The sequence below is a fragment of the Xylophilus sp. genome (genome assembly GCA_009914555.1).
Lineage (GTDB): Bacteria > Pseudomonadota > Gammaproteobacteria > Burkholderiales > Burkholderiaceae_C > WNDY01.
In genome coordinates this window covers 20137-38419 of record WNDY01000024.1, presented here as the reverse complement: position 1 = coordinate 38419, position 18283 = coordinate 20137, and the positions used below count along the sequence as shown (strand labels likewise).

Here is an 18283-nt window from a genome sequence, read left to right as displayed (position 1 = left end):
TAGGTTCAACGAGCCGGGGATTGTAGAGTGGCGGCCCAGCCGGCCACGTCTGCAAGTTGTCGCGCCTCCTGTGCACCGCTGCCGTCGCGCAGCGCCTTGACGGTGACCTCGCCGCGCGCGAGTTCGTCGCTGCCGAAGACCAGCGCGTACTGCGCCCCGCTCTGGTCGGCCTTCTTGAACTGGGTCTTGAAGCTGCCCCGGCCGTCGGCACCGCCCGCATGCATCTGCACCCGCACGCCGGCGTCGCGCAGCTTCTGCAAGGTGCGCAGGACCACCGGCAGGGCCTGCGCATCGGGCACGATGGCATAGGCGTCGGGCACCGGCGCGGCGGTGGTGGTGCCCGATTCCTGCACGAGCTCGAGCACGCGCTCGACGCCGAGCGCCCAGCCGACGGCCGGCGCCGGCCTGCCGCCGATCTGGCCGACGAGGTAGTCGTAGCGGCCGCCGGCGCAGATCGTGCCCTGCGCGCCGAGGCGGTCGGTGACGAACTCGAACACCGTGAGGTTGTAGTAGTCGAGGCCGCGCACGAGGCGCGGGTTGACCGTCCAGGCGATGCCGTTGGCGTCGAGGATGGCCTTGAGCCCGTCGAAGTGGGCGAGCGACTCGGCGCCGAGGAAGTCGATGAGCCGCGGCGCGCCCTCGACGATCGCCTGCAGCGCGGGGTTCTTGGTGTCGAGGATGCGCAGCGGGTTGCCGTGCAGCCGGCGGCGGGCCTCCTCGTCGAGCGCATCGACATGGCCTTCGAGGTAGGCGATGAGCCGGCGGCGGTGCTCGGCGCGCTCGGCCGGCTGGCCCAGGCTGTTGATCTCCAGGCGCCAGTCGGCGATGCCGAGCCGGCGGAACAGCGCGGCGGCCAGCAGGATCAGCTCGGCATCGACGTCCGGGCCGGCGAAGCCCAGCGTTTCGGCGCCGACCTGGTGGAACTGGCGGTAGCGGCCACGCTGCGGGCGCTCGTGGCGGAACTGGGGGCCGGCGTACCAGAGCCGCTTGCCGCCGTCGTAGAGCAGGTTGTTCTCGATGACGGCGCGCACGACGCTGGCGGTGTTCTCCGGGCGCAGCGTCAAATGCTCGCCGTTGAGCCGGTCCTCGAAGGAGTACATCTCCTTCTCGACGATGTCGGTCACCTCGCCGATGCCGCGCACGAAGAGCTGCGTGTGCTCGACGATCGGCGTGCGGATGTTGCGGTAGGCATAGAGCGCCATGAGCGCGCGCACGTGCGCTTCGAGCCACTCCCAGCGCGCCGATTCGGCCGGCAGGATGTCGTTCATGCCCTTGACGGCGGACAGCTTCTCGGGACGGGCGTTCTTGTTGTCGTTGCTCATGGCAGTGGAGTCGGGGCGCCCGCGGCTGCGAAGCGGCAGGAGCGGGAGGTCAGGCGGCTGCGTGGGTGCCGCCGAAGCGCTTTTCGATGTACTGCTCGACGAGCTGGTGGAACTCGGCGGCGATATTGTCGCCGCGCAGCGTGAGGGCCTTCTCGCCGTCGATGAAGACCGGCGCGGCCGGCGCCTCGCCGTTGCCCGGCAGGCTGATGCCGATGTCGGCATGCTTGCTCTCGCCCGGGCCGTTGACGATGCAACCCATGACCGCGACCTTGAGCCCTTCGACGCCCGGATAGCGGCCGCGCCAGAGCGGCATCTGGCGGCGCAGGAAGTCGTCGATGTCCTTGGCCAGTTCCTGGAAGGTGGTGCTGGTGGTGCGGCCGCAGCCGGGGCAGGCGGTCACACTCGGCACGAAGACGCGCAGGCCGAGCGCCTGCAGCAGTTCGTTGGCGATCACGACTTCCTGCGTGCGGGCCTCGCCGGGCTGCGGCGTGAGCGACACGCGGATGGTGTCGCCGATGCCTTCTTGCAGCAGGATGGCCAGCGCCGCGGCCGAAGCCACCGTGCCCTTGGTGCCCATGCCGGCCTCGGTCAGGCCCAGGTGCAGCGAATAGTCGCAGCGGCGGGCCAGTTCGCGGTAGCAGGCCACCAGGTCCTGCACGCCGCTCAACTTGCACGACAGGATGATCTGGTTGCCGTCCATGCCCATCTCCTCGGCGCGGCGGGCCGAGCCGACGGCGGAGGTGATGAGCGCCTCGTACATGACCTGACGCACGTCCCAGGGACGGGCGCGGCGGGTGTTCTCGTCCATCAGCGCGGCGAGCAGCTCCTGGTCCATGCTGCCCCAGTTGACGCCGATGCGCACCGGCTTGTTCCAGCGGATGGCAGCCTCGATCATCTGGCCGAACTGCTTGTCCTTCTTGTCGCCCTTGCCGACGTTGCCGGGGTTGATGCGGTACTTGGACAGCGCCTCGGCGCAGGCCGGGAATTCGCTGAGCAGCCGGTGGCCGTTGAAGTGGAAGTCGCCGATCAGCGGCACGTCCACGCCCATGCGGTCGAGCTGCTCGCGCACGTAGGGCACGGCCTGCGCAGCCTCGGGCGTGTTGACGGTGATGCGCACCATCTCGGAGCCGGCCTGGGCCAGTTCCTTGACCTGGATCGCGGTGGCGATGGCGTCGACCGTGTCGGTATTCGTCATGGACTGCACGCGCACCGGCGCGCCGCCGCCGAGCGTGACCACGCGCGGGCCCCAGACCACGCGGGCCTGGCGCGCCTGCCGGACCAGCGGCGCGCCAACCGGGATCGGCTCGCCCTGCGGCACCACGGACGGGAAGGAATCGTTCACGGCGGGCTCACTTGACCTGGAAGCGGGCGACGTTGTCGCGCGCCAGCGGCGCGAGGTCGAACGGCTTGCCGCGCACCTGCACCGTCGTGGCGCCGGCCCGGCCGACGACGACGCTGAGCGGCAGGCTGCCGGACGCGCTGGCGCTCTCGCCCGTGGCCAGCACCTTCTGGAAGACGACCCTGCCTTCGGCATCGGTGACCTTGATCCACGATTCGCCGGTGGCGGTGAAGGTCAGCAGCGGCGCCGCGACGCTTTCGGCCGGTGCCGGCGTGGTGACGGCGGGCGGCTGGCCGGCCACTGTGGCCGGAGCGACCTGCACCGGCGCGGCCGTGCCGGCCGGCGCCTGGGGCTGCGGCTGGACCGGCGCGCCCGGGGTCGCAGGCAGCGCGGGCGTGCCCGGGGCAGCCGCCACGCCGGCCACATCCTTGCGGTCGACGTTCTCGACGATGGCCGCGGCCGCCGGCGCGGCCGCCTCGGCGGGCGCGGGCCCGGCGGATGCCGCGGCCCGGTCGGCGCGGCCGGCCTGGAAGGAGGCCACGGCCTCCTTGATGTGCGGCAGCAGGATCAGCACCAGCGCGCCCAGCAGCAGTGCAACGACGCCGTAGATGATGGGGCGCGAGCGGTTCTCGCCGGCCGCGGCGCGCTGGGCCTTGTGGGCGGACCTGAAGGGTGCGTTGATGCCCGCCTCGTGCGTGACCAGCTGCGGCGCGCGCGACTGCGGCAGGCGGGCCAGCACCGGCGCGGGGTCCACGCGCAGGGCACGGCAGGCGCTCGATGCCAGGCCGCGCACGAAGACCGGGTCGGACAGGGCCGCGTAGTCGTCGGCCTCCAGCGCCTCCAGCTTGGCGACCGGCACCTTCAGCGCGGCGGCCAGCGCCATGATGTGCGCGCCGCAGGCCTCGCGGGCCTGGCGCAGCAGCGTGCCGGCGGTCACGCCGTCGTGCGGCGCCGCACCGCCGAAATCCGCCTGCCCCTGCTGCTGGTCTGCCGCCTCACTCATCGAAAGCCCCTCGTTCATAAGCCAACAGTTCCCGCGCGTCCGGGAAACGCTTGCGCAGCTGATCGGCCAGTTGCTCCATCGCCACGCGGTCGCCGAGCCGGCGCTCGATGCGAATGCCGCGCCACAGCGACTCGGCGTTGGCGTAGTCGCCGTTGTTCAGCCGGCGGATGTAGAAGCGCGCATGCTCCATGTCGCCGCGGCGGAACGCCATCGCCGCCAGATTGTAGGCGACGATCGGATTGGCCGGATCGCGCTCGTAGGCACGGGCGAGCGTCTGCTCGGCCTCGGCCGTGCGGCCGGCGCGCGCCTGGCACAGGCCCTGGGCCATCTGCGTCTTGGCGCGGCCGGCGTACAACGGGTTGGCCGCGGCCTGCGCGAACAGGCGCTCGGCCTCGTCATAGCGGCGCTGCTGGCACAGCAGCCAGCCATAGTTGTGCTGGGTGTCCGAATCGCCGGCGTCGATCGACAGCGCGCGGCGGAAGCTCTCTTCGGCCTGGCCGTTGTCGCCCAGGCGCATGAAGATCAGGCCGCGCAGGTTGTAGGCCTCGGCATGGTTGGGATCGGCAGCCAGCGCCTGCCGGACCTCGTCGAGCGCGACGGCGGTCTTGCCCTGGTCGAAATAGCTGGCGGCGAGTTCCAGCCGCAGCCGCGCGCGGCGCTGGGCATCGGTCTCGCCCGAGGGCGTGGACACGTTGGCACGCGGCGCAGGCGTGGGGTCGGCCGCCGCGCTGACCGTCGTCGTCGTGCTGGTCGTGGTGCAGCCCGCAACGAGCAGCAGCAGTGCCAGCAGAACCGGCGCGAGGCCGGCGGAAGACCCGGACGGAAGCGGGGATCGCAGCGCCATGCGCTCAGGCCTCCTCGGTCGCCGTCTGGCGCACCGGATGCAGCGGGATGGTGCGCCGGCGGGCCATGCGTTCGGCCGCGCGGGTGCGATCGCGCACGTCGCCGGCCAGTTGGCCGCAGGCCGCGTCGATGTCGTCGCCGCGGGTCTTGCGCACCGTGGTCACGATGCCGGCGTCCACTAGCGCGCGCGCGAAGGCGGCCACGCGCTCGGGCTTGGAGCGCAGCAGGCCCGAGGCCGGGAACGGGTTGAACGGGATCAGGTTGAGCTTGCACGGCACGCCGCGGCCGGCATGGTGCCTGACCCGATCGATCAGCTCGCGCGCATGCCCGGCCGTGTCGTTGACGCCGTCGAGCATGCAGTATTCGAAGGTGATGAAGTCCCGCGGCGCATGCGCCAGATACCGGTTGCAGGCATCGAGCAATTCAGCGATCGGGTACTTGCGGTTGAGCGGCACGAGGTTGTCGCGCAGCGGGTCGCTGGGCGCATGCAGCGACACGGCCAGGGCGACGGGGCAGTCCTGCGACAGGCGGTCCATCATCGGCACGACGCCGGAGGTGGAGACGGTCACGCGCCGGCGCGACAGGCCGTAGGCATGATCGTCGAGCATGGTGCGCAGCGCAGGCACCAGCGCAGCGTAGTTCTGCAGCGGCTCGCCCATGCCCATCATCACGACGTTGGAGATCACGCGCTCGTCGCTGCCCGCCCGGCGGCGCAGAAAGTGCTCGGCGAACCAGAGCTGCGCGACGATCTCGGCCGTGCCCAGGTTGCGGCTGAAGCCCTGGTGCCCCGTGGAGCAGAACCGGCAGCCGACGGCGCAGCCCGCCTGCGAGGAGACGCAGAGCGTCCCGCGATCGTCTTCAGGGATATAGACCGTCTCGACCGCATTGCCGTCGCCCACGTCGAACAGCCACTTGATCGTGCCGTCGGCGGAGATGTTCTGGCTCAGCACCGGCAGCGCGGCCACGTGCGCGCGGGCCCGCAGCTTCTCGCGCAGCGACTTGGCCAGATCGGTCATCTGGTCGAAATCGGCCGCGCCGCGCTGGTGGATCCAGCGGAAGAGCTGCCGGGCGCGGAAAGGTTTCTCCCCCAGCCCGCCGCAGAAGGCGGTGAGGCCCTCCAGGTCGAAATCGAGCAGATTGGTCATGGCATACCCCCAGGGGTTGGCCTTTGGTTCGGACGGATGGCAAGCGCTATCAGCGCATACTCCCCGCTCTTCACCAAAGGCCCATGGGTGCGGCTCAGCGTGCGTAGACGTTCAGCGACGGAAAGAAGAACGCGATCTCGGCCGCGGCGGTCTCGGCCGCGTCGGAGCCGTGCACGGCGTTGGCGTCGATGCTGTCGGCGAAGTCGGCGCGGATGGTGCCGGCGGCGGCCTTCTTCGGATCGGTGGCGCCCATCAGGTCGCGGTTCTTCTGGATGGCGTTCTCGCCTTCCAGCACCTGCACGAACACCGGGCCCGAGGCGATGAAGTCGACCAGGTCGTTGAAGAACGGGCGCTCCTTGTGCACGGCGTAGAACTGGCCGGCCTCTTCCTTCGACAGCTTGGTCAGGCGCGCAGCGGCGATCTTCAGGCCGGCGGCTTCGAAGCGCGAGACGATCTGGCCAATCACGTTCTTGGCGACGGCGTCGGGCTTGATGATGGAGAGGGTACGTTCGATGGCCATGGTGACTTCTTCCTGAATGGGTCCGTGGATGATGGATGAATGCCGCTGCGGTGCCGGCGCGAAAAAAGCGCCGCCGGGCGGACAAAGCGCTGGATTTTAGCCTGCGCCCTGCGTGCACAAGGCTCCCGGGCGGGAATATCCGCGCCCGCGGGCCGGCTGTCCTTGCCGCGCAATCAGCGGCCGCGACCGCGGCCTGCGCCGCGCGGCCCGACATTGCCGCCGCCGAAACCGCCACCGCCGCCGCGGCGGTTGCCGCCGCCCGGCGCCCCCTGGCGCTGGCGCGAGAGGCTGTCGGAGCCGATGTAGCCCAGCGAGGTTTTCATCGGGTCGGGCTGGCTGCCCTTGCCGCCGCCGAAGGACTTGTGGCCGTCGCCGTTGCGGCCGAAGGATTTGCCCGCGCTGCTGCCGTTGCCGGAACCACCGGAGCGGTTGCCGCCGCCGGCCGCGCCGTTGCCGCGCGGGCCGCCGCGGCGCGGGTCGCGGCTGCCGGCGCCGCGGCCGCCCGGGGCCTGGCGCGGCACCGCCGGCTCGACGCCCGCCGCCTGCTGCAGCGCGCGGATGTCGCGCTCGTCGAGTTCCATCCAGGCGCCCCGGCGCAGGCCGCGCGGCAGCAGCATGGCGCCGTAGCGGATGCGGATCAGGCGGCTGACGGCGCGGCCCACGGCCTCGAACAGGCGGCGCACCTCGCGGTTGCGGCCTTCGGAGATCGTGACGCGGTACCAGGTGTTGGCGCCTTCGCCGCCGCCGTCCTCGATGGAGCCGAACTGGGCCTGGCCGTCGTCGAGGCGCACGCCGTCGAGCAGGCGCTGCTTCTCGTCCTTGCTCAGCGCGCCGAGCACGCGCACCGCGTATTCGCGCTCCAGGCCGAAGCGCGGGTGCATCAGGCGGTTGGCCAGCTCGCCCGAGCTGGTGAAGAGCAGCAGGCCCTCGGTGTTCAGGTCCAGCCGGCCGACCGACTGCCATTTGCCGTGCTGCAGCTTCGGCAGCTTGCGGAAGACGGTGGGCCGGTTCTGCGGATCGTCGTGGGTGACGACCTCGCCGACCGGCTTGTGGTAGGCGATCACGCGCGCCGGCGGCGGCTCGATGCGCACGCGCAGCGGCCTGCCGTTGACCTTGACCTGGTCGCCCCACTGGATGCGCTGGCCGATGTGGGCCGGCTCGTTGTTGACCGAGATGCGGCCTTCGAGGATGAGCTGCTCCATCTCCAGCCGCGAGCCGAGGCCGGCCTGGGCCAGCACCTTGTGGAGCTTGGGCGCATCGGCCTGCGGGGCGAGCACGCGCTTGCCCGGCACGGCGGGGGCGCCGGATGCTTCCTCGGCGTCGAAGGCGCCGGAGACGACGTCGGCGAACAGGCTGCCCTGCGCGGGCGCAGCGCCCCCGGGGGCAGCAGGCGCCGCGTCGCCCCCGGCGGCTGCCGGCGCTTCGACGGCCGCCTCGGGGCGGCGGGCGCGCGGCTTGCGCGCCGGTGTGGCCGCGGGCTCGCCGGCCGGCGTGGCATCGGCTGCGGCGGCGTCTTCGGGTCGGGATGCTTCGGTGGTCATGAAAGGCTTTCGGTCTTCGGGGCGGCTGGGTCGTCGTCGTGGTCGCCGCTGCTTGCGCCATCGGCTGCGGGCTCCTGCGGGCCAGCGGCCGGCAGAGGGTTGTCGGGGGAGGAGGGGAAGAGGGGTTCGGCCGGCGGCTCCAGGTCGAGCCCGGCGAAGGCATCGAGCTGCTGCGACGGCGCTTCGAGCGGCGGCAGCTGGTCGAGCGCCTGCAGGCCCAGATCGTCGAGGAACTGGCGCGTGGTCGCGAACAGCGCGGGCCGGCCGACCGTCTCGCGGTGGCCGATCACCTCGATCCAGCCGCGGTCCTCCAGCTGCTTGATGATGAGACTGTTGACCGTCACGCCGCGGATGTCCTCGATGTCGCCGCGCGTGACCGGCTGGCGGTAGGCGATGATGGCCAGCGTCTCCAGCGTGGCGCGGGTGTAGCGCGGCGGCTTCTCGGGATGCAGCCGGTCGAGGTGCTCCCGCATCTCGGGGCGACTCTGGAAGCGCCAGCCCGAGGCCACCTGCACCAGCTCGACGCCGCGCTGCGCCCAGTCCTGCTGCAGTTCGAGCAGCAGCGCCTTGACCGTGTCGGCGCCCAGAGCGTCGTCGAACAGCGTGCGCAGCTCGCGCAGCGGCAGCGGCGTCGGCGCGCAGATCAGCGCGGTCTCGAGGACACGTTTGGCGTCGCCCGTGTGCATGGTGTCGGTCGGTCAGTCTCGGCAGGAAGGCCGCGGCGCGCTGCACAGGCAGGGCCGGTCGGTCGAACGGGAAAGGAAGCGGCTTGTTCGAAAAGGGGCCGCCGCAGCGCGCGGGCCATGCCGCATCGACATGCCGGGCCGGGCGAATGCCGCGGCACCTCCATCGGCACCTCCATCGGCACCGCCGCGGCCGGACAGCCGCGCGGCGCCATTGTAGCCTGCCGCGTCGCCGCCGCCCTCCACCCAGGCGAACGTATGGGGGTATATTCAGACTGTGCCCACCAATAGCTGGATATGGACCCATACTCCTGCCGGTATGGTTTTTACACAGCCGGCAACACCGGCTCGATGCCCCAGCGGACCAGCGCTTCGCGCATGTCCCGCGGCAACGGCGCACGCAGGTCGACGGCTGCACCCGTGGCCGGGTGTACGAAGGCGAGACGAAATGCATGCAGTGCCTGCCGCGCCAGTCCGGCCGCAGGCGCGCCGCCATAGAGCGCATCGGCCACCAGTGGATGGCCGAGCGACGCCATGTGCACGCGGATCTGGTGCGTGCGGCCGGTGTGCAGCGTGCAGCGCACCCAGCAGCCCTCGCCGCCGGCCGCGTCGGCCAGCCAGGCCACGTCGGTGGCGGCAGGTTTGCCGGCCTGCGCCAGCAGGTCGACCACGGCCATGCGCAGGCGGTTGCGCGGGTCGCGGCCCACGGCGCCGGTGACGTGCCGCACCGCCGGCCCGCTCCAGGCACGGTGCGCCAGCGCGACGTACTGGCGGCGCACGTCGCGCGCGGCGATCAGGCGCACCAGCGCGTCCATCGCCGTGCGGGTGCGGGCCACCACCATCAGGCCGCTGGTGTCCTTGTCGAGTCGGTGGACGATGCCGGCGCGCGGCAGGTCGGCCGAGCGCGGATGGCGCGCCAGCAGCGCGTTGAGCAGCGTGCCGCTCCAGTTGCCGGGCGCCGGGTGCACGACCAGGCCGGCGGGCTTGTCGAGGACGAGCAGGTGCTCGTCCTCGTAGACCACGTCGAGGGGGATCGCCTCGGGCTGGAAGGCCTGGCTCTGCGGCGTGGGGCGCAATTCGACCTCGATGCCCTCGCCCGCTTTGACCTTGAGCGAAGGTTTGCGTGCGGCCCGCGCGGCCACGCGCACCGCGCCGGCCTCGACCAGCTGCGCCAGGTAGCTGCGCGAGAACTCGGGCACGAGCACGGCGAGCGCGCGGTCGAGCCGCTCGCCATGCAGGGCGGCGGTGACGGCGATGCTGCGGAGTTCGGTATCAGGCGCGTCCTGCGGGCCGTCGTCGAAGCCCTCGGCCGGGCCGGCCTCCGCAGGGTCGGCCGATATAATCGATGGGCTGTTGTTCAACAAGGTCCGTCCGTGATGCTGCGAGCCAAATTATCGGTTGTCCCTCTCCTGGCCGCCGCGAGCCTGCTGGCCGCCGCGCTGTCCGGCTGTTCCTCGACCGAGGTCGACAAGACGGCCGACTGGAGCCCCAACCGCATCTACGCCGAAGCCAAAGACGAGCTGGGCAGCGGCGCCTACGACAAGGCCGTGCCGCTGTACGAGAAGCTCGAAGGCCGTGCCGCCGGCACCCAGCTGGCCCAGCAGGCGCAGATCGACAAGGCCTACGCCCAGTACAAGGGCGGCGAGAAGGCCCAGGCCGTGGCCACGCTCGACCGCTTCCTCAAGCTGCACCCGGCGAGCCCGGCGGTGGACTATGCGCTCTACCTCAAGGGCGTGGTCAACTTCAACGACGACCTGGGGCTGTTCTCGGCACTGTCGCGCCAGGACCTGTCGGAGCGCGACCAGAAGGCCGCCAAGGATTCGTTCGAGGCCTTCCGCGAGCTGACGACGCGCTTCCCCGAGTCGAAGTACACGCCCGACGCGCGCCAGCGCATGGTCTACATCGTCAACGCGCTTGCGCAGTACGAGGTCCACGTCGCCCGCTACTACTACCAGCGCGGCGCCTACGTGGCGGCCATCAACCGCGCGCAGATCGCCCTGAACGACTACCGCGAGGTGCCGGCATTGGAAGAGGCGCTGTACATCCTGGTGCAGTCCTACGACGCGCTGGGCATGACGCAGCTGCGCGACGACAGCAAGCGCATCCTGGATGCGACCTATCCCAACAGCGCCTACCTGAGGCGCGGATTCCGCAAGAGCGACGACCCCTGGTGGAAAGTCTGGTAGCTCACCCCCCGAGCCGCTTCGCCGCTCCATGCTCGCCTGCGCAGCATGGACGGGCCGAGCGCCTCACCGCTGGCCAGGAGCTTCACGCCGGCGCTGCGGGGCGTCCCTTGCGGCGGGTCTGCTGGCTTGGTCGTGCCGGTTTCAGCCATCCGTCAGCTGATCCAGCGCCGCATCGAATTCTTCCTGGCTTTGTAATCTCCGCATCGGCGGCAGCGCCCGCAGCAGGCGCTTGCCGTAGCCCATCGTGGACAGGCGCACGTCGCCCACCACCAGGATGCCGCGGTCGGTCTCGCTGCGGATCAGGCGACCGGCACCCTGCTTGAGCGTGATGGCGGCCTCGGGCAGCGCATAGTCGGCGAAGGGGCTGCGGCCTTCGCTCTCCAGCTGCTGCGAGCGGGCCTCGACGACCGGGTCGCCCGGCGGCGGGAACGGCAGCTTGTCGATCACGACCAGCTGCAGCGCATCGCCCGGCACGTCCACCCCTTCCCAGAACGAGGCCGAAGCCACGAGCACGCAGCCGGCCAGCCGGCCGCCGGCATCGCCTTCGCGGAAACGCTCCATCAGCACCCGCTTGGCGCCCTGCCCCTGCACCAGCACCTCGATCGCGCCACCGCTGGGAAATCGCTGCTGCAGGGCCTCGCCGATCGCGCGCAACGCCTTCAGCGTCGTGGTCAGCACCAGCGTGCGGCCGCGCAGGCGCAGTGCGGCGTCGCCGGCCAGCCGCGCCACGGCCGCGCCGTGGGCCGGGTCGGCCGGCCGCGGCAGCGTCCGCGGCACGTAGAGCGCTGCCTGTCTGGCGTAGTCGAACGGGCTGTCCACACGCAGCACCCGCGCGGATTCGAGCCCGCAGGGCTCGACGAACCAGCGCAGCGCCGGGTCATCGCCGAGCGTGGCCGAGGTGAAGATCCAGGCCCTGCCGCGCTCCGGCGCGGCAGTCGGTCTCTCGCGCTCCGGCGCGGCAGTCGGTTCCTCGCGCAGCGCCGGTCCGTCCTGGACCGCCGGCGTACCCAGCAGCCGGCTGCGCACCGTGTCGGCAATGTCCAGCGGCGACTCCATCAGCGCCAGCTGCAGGCCCACGTCGGCCCAGCGCACCGCACCGGCCCCGTCCGGCGGCGCGGCGAAATGCAGCGTGCGGGCGGCCAGCGTGGCCGCCCGGCCGCCCAGCCGCACGAACTCCGGCGCCAGTTCGCTGACCGTGTCGAGCGCCTCGGCCGCGGCCACACAGGCCGCATGCACGTTGTGCAGCGCGTCCTGCCAGCCTTGCGGCTCGACGCCCTCCGGAGCATCTTCCAGCCACCGCAGCCGCGTGCCCGCCGGCAGCCGGCCTGCGGCCATGCGCAGGTCGCGCGCCGCGGTGTCGACCGCTGCGGCGACGCCCGGCCAGTCCACAAGACCCCTCGCCTGCTCCAGGCCCGCGGCCAGCACATCGCGCGCGAAGTCCAGCAGCTGGCCGGTGCCCAGGCGCAGCCCCAGGAACTGCACGCCGGTCTCGTTGAGCTGGTGCGCCTCGTCGAAGACCACGACGCGCACCGTCGGCAGCAGCTCGGCCATGCCGGATTCGCGCACCGCCAGGTCGGCGAAGAACAGGTGGTGGTTGACGACGACCACGTCGGCCGCAAGGGCCTCGCGCCGCGCCAGGTTCACATGGCAGCTGCGCAACGACGGACAGGCAGCGCCCAGGCAGTTCTCACGCGTGGAAGTGACGAGCGGGATCAGCGGCGAGCGGTCGTCCAGCCCCGGCAGCTCGGCCAGGTCGCCGCTGCGCGTGGACAACGACCAGCGCTCCACCCGGGCCAGGCCGCGCCGGGCCGCCGCATCGTCCACGCCGGCGGCTTGGCGGGCGTGCTGGAGCCGGTGCAGGCAGAGGTAGCTGGAGCGGCCCTTGAGCAGCGCGCTGCGCAGCGGCAGGCCGAGCGCCTCGGCCAGGCGGGGCAGGTCGCGCGAGAACAGCTGGTCCTGCAAGGTCTTGGTCGCGGTGGACAGCAGCACCCGTTCGCCGCTCAGCAGCGCGGGAACCAGGTAGGAGAAGGTCTTGCCGACGCCGGTGCCAGCCTCCACCACCAGCGCGCCGCCCTGCTCGATGGCCTCGGCCACCGCGACCGCCATGGCCTGCTGGCCCGGCCGCGGCCGGAAAGCGTCGATCGCGGACGACAGCAGGCCGCCCTCGTCGAAGGCGCCGGCAACGGCGGTGGTGAAATGACTCATGGGTCTCGTGGGAAGGAGTTCGCGGCGTTTTCCGACTACGGGACGGGCGCTGGCTCGTTCAATAATACGAGGCTCTACACGTCAACATGGCCTACCGACTTCTCGCCTCCACCGGCATCCACAAGGGCGACCGCGAATACCAGCAGGACCAGGTGGCCCTGCTGAGCCATCCGCGGGCCCATGGCTGCCTGCTCGGCGTGGTGGCCGACGGCATGGGCGGACGCAGCGGCGGCCGCAAGGCGTCCGACCAGGTGATCCTGACGGCGCGCCAGCTGTTCGAGCGCTATGCGCCGGGCACCGACGACGGCGCCGCGCTGCTGCAGCAGCTGGTGCGCGAGGCGCACATCGTCATCCGCCTCACCGCCATCTCGTCCGAACAGGAGCCGCACAGCACGCTGGCCGCCTTCCTGGTCAATCCGCTCGGCGACGTGCACTGGGTCCATGCCGGCGATTCGCGCATCTACCACTTCCACGGCGGGCGGCTGCTGTGCCGCACCAGCGACCATTCCTACGTGCAGGCGCTGGTGGACCGCGGCGAGCTCAGCGCACAGCAGGCGCAGTCGCATCCGCAGTCCAACATCCTGATCGGCTGCCTGGGCGCCGAGCAGGACCCGCCGGCCACCACCCACCTGATACCCCAGCTGCAGCCGGGCGACGCGCTCATGGCCTGCAGCGACGGCATATGGCACTACTTCCTGCCCGACGAGCTGACGGCCGTGGTCACCTCGCTGTCGCCGCGCGAGGCGACCGAATTCCTGATCGACAAGGCCCGCGTGCGGGCGCGCGGAGGCGGCGACAACCTGTCGCTGGTGATCGTCAAGGTCGAGGCCGTGCCGCCGGCCTGAGGGCGCGGCCGCTCAGGGCGGCACCGGCAGCGATCCGGCCGCGGGTTTTCGGGCCTTCTCGGCCTGTTCCTTCTCGTGCTGGGCGCGGTGCTCGGCCGCTGCACGCTGCTTTTCCTCGAAGCGGGCACGCTCGGACGGAGCCTGCGCCGCACGCTGCGCACGCTGCGCGGCAGCCTGCTCACGTTCCTGGCTGCGCTGCTGCTGCTGGGCCGTGCGGCCCTTCGCTGCCTGCGCGCGCTCGGCGGCGGACTGCTGCGGGTCGGCATGCGTCTTCGGCGACCGGGTCTGCCGGTCGAGCGCACGCTGTTCGCGGTCGCGCTGCTGCTCTTCGAGGCGCTCGTCGACCCGGCCGCGCTGGGCGGCGCCGCGCTCGCGGCGCTCCTCGTCGTTCAGCGAGATCTCCTGGCGCCGCAGATCGGACAGCGCACCGCGGTAGCGCGCGCGGACCTCGCTCAGGCAGTCGGTCACTGCGAAGCGCTTGTAGCAGGCCGCCTCGTCCCTGCTGCGGTCGCCCTGGATCTTTTCGCGCTCGCGCTGGATGCGCTGCCGCTCGGCGTCGCGGCGGGTCTGGGCGCGCGCGCGTTCGGCCGCATCCGCGGCCGACGCTGGCGGCTTGCCGGCCTGCTGCGCCGCTGCGGGGCCGGCCAGCGCCAGCAGCACGACGGCGGCGGCCGTCCACCAGCGCCGGCCGCGGCGCATGAAAAACTGGGATTGCATGGTTGGTTCTACCTCGGTGAAATGCCCGCCGCTCACCACTGGCAAGCAGCATGCCGGTCGGGCCGTCAGGTCAGGCCGGTATCGACCACCCGCCGCTCGAGCGCCAGGAATTCCTTGGACTGCATCTCATTGAGCCGCGACACCGTCCGCGGGAATTCGTGCGCGAGCGGCCCTTCAGTGTAGAGCTGCTCCGGCGGCGTGGCCGCCGAGATGACCAGCTTGACCCTGCGGTCGTACAGCACGTCGATCAGCCAGGTGAAGCGCCGGGCCTCCGAGGCCATGCGCGGCGGCATGGTGGGCACGTTGGACAACAGTACCGTGTGAAACCGGCTGGCGATCTCCAGATAGTCGTTCTGGGAGCGCGGGCCGCCGCACAGCGTCTTGAAGTCGAACCAGACGACGCCGCCGGCGCGCCGCAGCGCACGGATCTCGCGCGCCTCGATGTGCAGCACCGGATCCTCGTCACGCACCTCTGCCAGGTGCTCGAAGGCCTCGCGCATGCGGGCGTCGGCCTCGGCCCCCAGCGGCGTGTGGTAAAGCTGCACATGCTCCAGCGTGCGGCGCCGGTAGTCGGTGCCGTTGTCCACGTTGACGACTTCGAGCCGCTCGTTGAGCAGCGCGATGGCTGGAAGGATCCGGTCGCGGTGCAGTCCGTTGGGGTACAGGTCGTCGGGCTTGAAGTTGGACGTGGTCACGAAACCGACACCGTTGTCGAACAGCGAAACCAGCAGCCGATGCAGGATCATCGCGTCGGTGATGTCGGCGACGTGGAACTCATCGAAGCAGATGAGCTTGTAGCGCCTGGCGATGTGGGCGCCTAGCACGTCCAGCGGATTGACCGTGCCCTGCAAGCCGACGAGTTCGCGGTTGACCTCGCGCATGAACTCGTGAAAGTGCAGCCGCACCTTGCGGCGCAGCGGCACGGCGTTGAAGAAGCAGTCCATGAGGAAGCTCTTGCCGCGCCCCACGCCGCCGTACATGTAGACGCCGCGCGGAATCTCGGGGCGGTTGAAGAGCTTTTTGATCGCGGTGGAGCGGCGGGCCTTGTAAGCAGCCCAGTCGTCGGCGCAGCGCTGCAGCGCGTCCACCGCGCGCAGCTGCGCGGGGTCGCTCTGGAAGCCGCGGGTCTGCAGTTCGGCCTGGTAGGCCGCGCGCACCGCCCCCGCGGCCTGCTCGGCCGCCATCAGAAGTTGAGCGTACGCTTGTCGACGGCCAGCGCGGCTTCCTTGGTCGCCTCCGACAGCGACGGATGGGCATGCGTCGTGCGGGCGATGTCCTCGGCGCTGGCCTTGAACTCGAGCGCGAGCACGGCCTCGGCGATCAACTCGCTGGCCTGCGGGCCGACGATGTGCACGCCCAGGATCTCGTCGGTCGTGGCGTCGGCCAGGATCTTGACGAAGCCGGTCGTGTCGCCCAGCGCGCGGGCGCGGCCGTTGGCCAGGAACGGGAACGAGCCCGGCTTGTAGGCGCGGCCTTCGGCCTTGAGCTGCTGCTCGGTCTTGCCGGCCCAGGCGATCTCGGGGCTGGTGTAGATGACCCAGGGGATCGTTGCGAAGTTGACGTGCCCGTGCTGGCCGGCGATGCGCTCGGCCACGGCCACGCCCTCTTCCTCGGCCTTGTGCGCGAGCATCGGGCCGCGCACCACGTCACCGATGGCCCAGACGCCCGGCAGGTTGGTGCGGTTGTCGTCGTCGACCGCGATGGCGCCGCGCTCGTCGAGCTTCAGGCCCACGGCTTCGGCGTTGAGGCCGACGGTGTTGGGCACGCGGCCGATCGAGACGATCAGCTTGTCGACCTCCAGCGTCCGGGCTTCACCCTTGGCATCGGTCCAGGCGATGCTCACGCCCTTCTTGCCGGCCTTGATCTCGCCGACCTTGGCGCCGAGCTCGATCTTCAGGCCCTGCTTGTCGAAGGCCTTCTTGGCTTCCTTGGCGACCTGCTCGTCGGCAGCGGCCAGGAAGGTCGGCAGGCCTTCGAGGATGGTGACGTCCGCACCCAGGCGGCGCCAGACCGAGCCCAGTTCCAGGCCGATGACGCCGGAGCCGATCACGCCGAGCTTCTTCGGCACTTCGGTGAAGCGCAGGGCGCCATCGTTCGACACGATGGTTTCCTCGTCGAACGGCGCGCCCGGCAGGGCGCGGGCATTGGAGCCGGTAGCCACGATGACGTGCTTGGCCAACACGGTCTCTTCCTTGGCGCCCGCGACCTTGATCTCGTAGCTGCCATCCCTGGCCGCGACGAACGAGCCGCGGCCGTGGAAGAAGGTGACCTTGTTCTTCTTGAACAGGTACTGGATGCCGTCGTTGTTCTGCTTGACGACGGTCTCCTTGCGGCCGACCAGCTTGGCCAGGTCCAGCGACAGGCCTTGCACGCCGATGCCGTGCTCGGCAAAGTGCTTGCCGGCGTGTTCGTAGTGCTCCGACGACTGCAGCAGCGCCTTCGACGGGATGCAGCCAACATTGGTGCAGGTGCCGCCGAGGGCCGGGCCGCCCTTGTCGTTCTTCCACTCGTCGATGGCAGCGACCTTGAAGCCGAGCTGCGCCGCGCGGATGGCCGCGATGTAGCCGCCGGGGCCGCCGCCGATCACGACGACGTCGAATTGTTGTTGGGACATGGTGTTGATTCTTTCCTGTGAAAAGGGGCGGGCGGCGCTGCCGCACGGCACGCCGCCCGCCCCGAGGGATGGGTTTAGATATCGAACAGCAGGCGCGACGGGTCTTCCAGCGCGTCCTTGATCGCGACCAGACCCAGCACGGCTTCGCGGCCGTCGATGATGCGGTGATCGTACGACAGGGCGAAGAAATTGATCGGGCGCACCACGACCTGACCATTGACCACGACGGCGCGGTCCTTGGTGGCGTGCACGCCCAGGATGGCCGACTGCGGCGGGTTGATGATCGGGGTCGACAGCAGGGAGCCGAAGGTGCCGCCGTTGGAGATGGTGAAGGTGCCGCCCGACAACTCTTCAAGGCCCAGCTTGCCGTCCTTGGCCTTCTGGCCGAACTCGGCGATCTTCTTCTCGATGTCAGCGAAGCTCAGCTGGTCGGCGTTGCGCAGGACCGGCACCACCAGGCCGCGCGGGCTGCCCACGGCCACGCCGATGTCGAAGTAGCCGTGGTAGATGATGTCGTTGCCGTCGACCGATGCATTCAGGATCGGGAACTTCTTGAGGGCGTGCACGGCCGCCTTGACGAAGAAGCTCATGAAGCCGAGCTTGACGCCGTGCTCCTTGGTGAAGGAGTCCTGCAAGCGCTTGCGCAGTTCGACCACGGCTGAGAAGTCGATCTCGTTGAAGGTGGTCAGGATGGCGTTGGTGGACTGCGACTGCAGCAGGCGCTCGGCCACGCGGGCACGCAGGCGGGTCATCGGCACGCGCTGCTCCGGACGGTCACCCAGGTTGACCGGAGCGACCGGAGCGGCCACCTGCTGCAGCGCCGGCTTGGCCGCGGCTGCAGGCGCTGCGGCCGGGGCCTTGGCGCCAGCGGCGACGGCGTTGACCACGTCGTTCTTGAGCACGCGGCCGTCCTTGCCGGAGCCGGCCACGTCGGTGGCCTTGAGGTTGTTCTCGGCCAGCAGCTTGGCAGCGGCGGGCAGGGCCACGTCGCCCTTGGAACCGCCGGCTGCCGGGGCAGCAGCGGGCGCCGGTGCGGCAGCGGCCGGCGCGGCGGCGCCGGCGACGGCCTCGGTGTCAATCCTGGCGATGACCTGCTCGGACACGACGGTTCCGCCGTCGGCCACGACCAGCTCGGTCAGCACGCCGGCCGACGGTGCGGGCACTTCGAGCACGACCTTGTCGGTCTCGATCTCGATCAGGATTTCATCGGCGGCGACGGCTTCGCCGGGCTTCTTCTTCCATTGCAGCAGCGTCGCCTCGGCGATGGACTCGGACAGCTGGGGGACCTTGACTTCTACGATTGCCATTTTGTGAATTCTT

General features: G+C 70.8%; 16 protein-coding genes. 2 read left to right on the top strand and 14 right to left on the bottom strand.

Going from position 1 to position 18283, the window contains the following annotated elements; translation table 11 throughout:
* Window positions 1-5 precede the first annotated feature (5 nt).
* From hisS to GAK38_RS12235, 9 genes are all read right to left on the bottom strand, one after another.
* Window positions 6-1322 carry a histidine--tRNA ligase gene (hisS, locus tag GAK38_RS12275; protein WP_325344492.1) on the bottom strand — a complete coding sequence of 439 codons (1317 nt, stop codon included), beginning with the start codon at window positions 1320-1322 and terminating at the stop codon, window positions 6-8.
* Window positions 1323-1371: 49 nt separating this feature from the next.
* Entirely contained in the window at window positions 1372-2664 is a 1293-nt protein-coding gene (gene ispG / locus GAK38_RS12270; RefSeq protein ID WP_443089208.1) for a flavodoxin-dependent (E)-4-hydroxy-3-methylbut-2-enyl-diphosphate synthase, read from the bottom strand.
* Window positions 2665-2671: 7 nt separating this feature from the next.
* A complete protein-coding gene (locus GAK38_RS12265) occupies window positions 2672-3664 on the bottom strand; it encodes a helix-turn-helix domain-containing protein (protein ID WP_325344490.1) in 993 nt (330 codons plus the stop codon).
* Complete coding sequence (gene pilW, locus GAK38_RS12260; RefSeq protein ID WP_325344487.1) at window positions 3657-4508, bottom strand: type IV pilus biogenesis/stability protein PilW; 852 nt, start codon at window positions 4506-4508, stop codon at window positions 3657-3659. The genes GAK38_RS12265 and pilW overlap by 8 nt, the downstream gene beginning before the upstream one ends.
* A 4-nt stretch (window positions 4509-4512) precedes the next feature.
* Complete coding sequence (gene rlmN, locus GAK38_RS12255; RefSeq protein WP_325344485.1) at window positions 4513-5652, bottom strand: 23S rRNA (adenine(2503)-C(2))-methyltransferase RlmN; 1140 nt, start codon at window positions 5650-5652, stop codon at window positions 4513-4515.
* A gap of 94 nt (window positions 5653-5746) precedes the next feature.
* The gene (gene ndk, locus GAK38_RS12250) at window positions 5747-6172 is read right to left on the bottom strand and encodes a nucleoside-diphosphate kinase (protein ID WP_325344483.1); all 426 of its coding nucleotides are present in this window, start codon (window positions 6170-6172) and stop codon (window positions 5747-5749) included.
* Between the two features lie 173 nt (window positions 6173-6345).
* Complete coding sequence (locus tag GAK38_RS12245) at window positions 6346-7713, bottom strand: pseudouridine synthase (RefSeq protein ID WP_325344481.1); 1368 nt, start codon at window positions 7711-7713, stop codon at window positions 6346-6348.
* Complete coding sequence (gene scpB / locus GAK38_RS12240; protein WP_325344480.1) at window positions 7710-8399, bottom strand: SMC-Scp complex subunit ScpB; 690 nt, start codon at window positions 8397-8399, stop codon at window positions 7710-7712. The genes GAK38_RS12245 and scpB overlap by 4 nt, the downstream gene beginning before the upstream one ends.
* Window positions 8400-8722: 323 nt before the next feature.
* Window positions 8723-9760: an RluA family pseudouridine synthase gene (locus tag GAK38_RS12235; protein WP_443089207.1), complete on the bottom strand. Its 1038-nt coding sequence runs from the start codon at window positions 9758-9760 to the stop codon at window positions 8723-8725.
* A 12-nt stretch (window positions 9761-9772) separates the two neighbouring features.
* Between GAK38_RS12235 and GAK38_RS12230 the strand changes: the two genes are divergently transcribed.
* The gene (locus tag GAK38_RS12230) at window positions 9773-10582 is read left to right on the top strand and encodes an outer membrane protein assembly factor BamD (protein ID WP_325344533.1); all 810 of its coding nucleotides are present in this window, start codon (window positions 9773-9775) and stop codon (window positions 10580-10582) included.
* Between the two features lie 141 nt (window positions 10583-10723).
* On the opposite strand, the gene GAK38_RS12225 is transcribed toward GAK38_RS12230, so the two are convergent.
* The gene (locus tag GAK38_RS12225) at window positions 10724-12787 is read right to left on the bottom strand and encodes an ATP-dependent DNA helicase (RefSeq protein WP_325344478.1); all 2064 of its coding nucleotides are present in this window, start codon (window positions 12785-12787) and stop codon (window positions 10724-10726) included.
* Window positions 12788-12873: 86 nt separating this feature from the next.
* Between GAK38_RS12225 and GAK38_RS12220 the strand changes: the two genes are divergently transcribed.
* A complete protein-coding gene (locus GAK38_RS12220) occupies window positions 12874-13632 on the top strand; it encodes a PP2C family protein-serine/threonine phosphatase (protein ID WP_325344475.1) in 759 nt (252 codons plus the stop codon).
* Window positions 13633-13644: 12 nt separating this feature from the next.
* Here the strand turns inward: GAK38_RS12220 and GAK38_RS12215 are convergent, their stop codons facing one another.
* The 4 genes from GAK38_RS12215 to odhB form a co-directional block, all read right to left on the bottom strand.
* Window positions 13645-14349: a hypothetical protein gene (locus GAK38_RS12215; protein WP_325344474.1), complete on the bottom strand. Its 705-nt coding sequence runs from the start codon at window positions 14347-14349 to the stop codon at window positions 13645-13647.
* A 65-nt stretch (window positions 14350-14414) separates the two neighbouring features.
* Window positions 14415-15533, bottom strand: a complete 1119-nt coding sequence (gene zapE / locus GAK38_RS12210) for a cell division protein ZapE (RefSeq protein WP_325344473.1) — start codon at window positions 15531-15533, stop codon at window positions 14415-14417.
* Window positions 15533-16963: a dihydrolipoyl dehydrogenase gene (gene lpdA / locus GAK38_RS12205; protein ID WP_325344472.1), complete on the bottom strand. Its 1431-nt coding sequence runs from the start codon at window positions 16961-16963 to the stop codon at window positions 15533-15535. Before lpdA ends, zapE begins: the two co-directional genes overlap by 1 nt.
* A 74-nt stretch (window positions 16964-17037) precedes the next feature.
* On the bottom strand, window positions 17038-18270 hold the full coding sequence (gene odhB, locus GAK38_RS12200) for a 2-oxoglutarate dehydrogenase complex dihydrolipoyllysine-residue succinyltransferase (RefSeq protein ID WP_325344471.1): 1233 nt from the start codon (window positions 18268-18270) through the stop codon (window positions 17038-17040).
* Window positions 18271-18283: the final 13 nt, after the last annotated feature.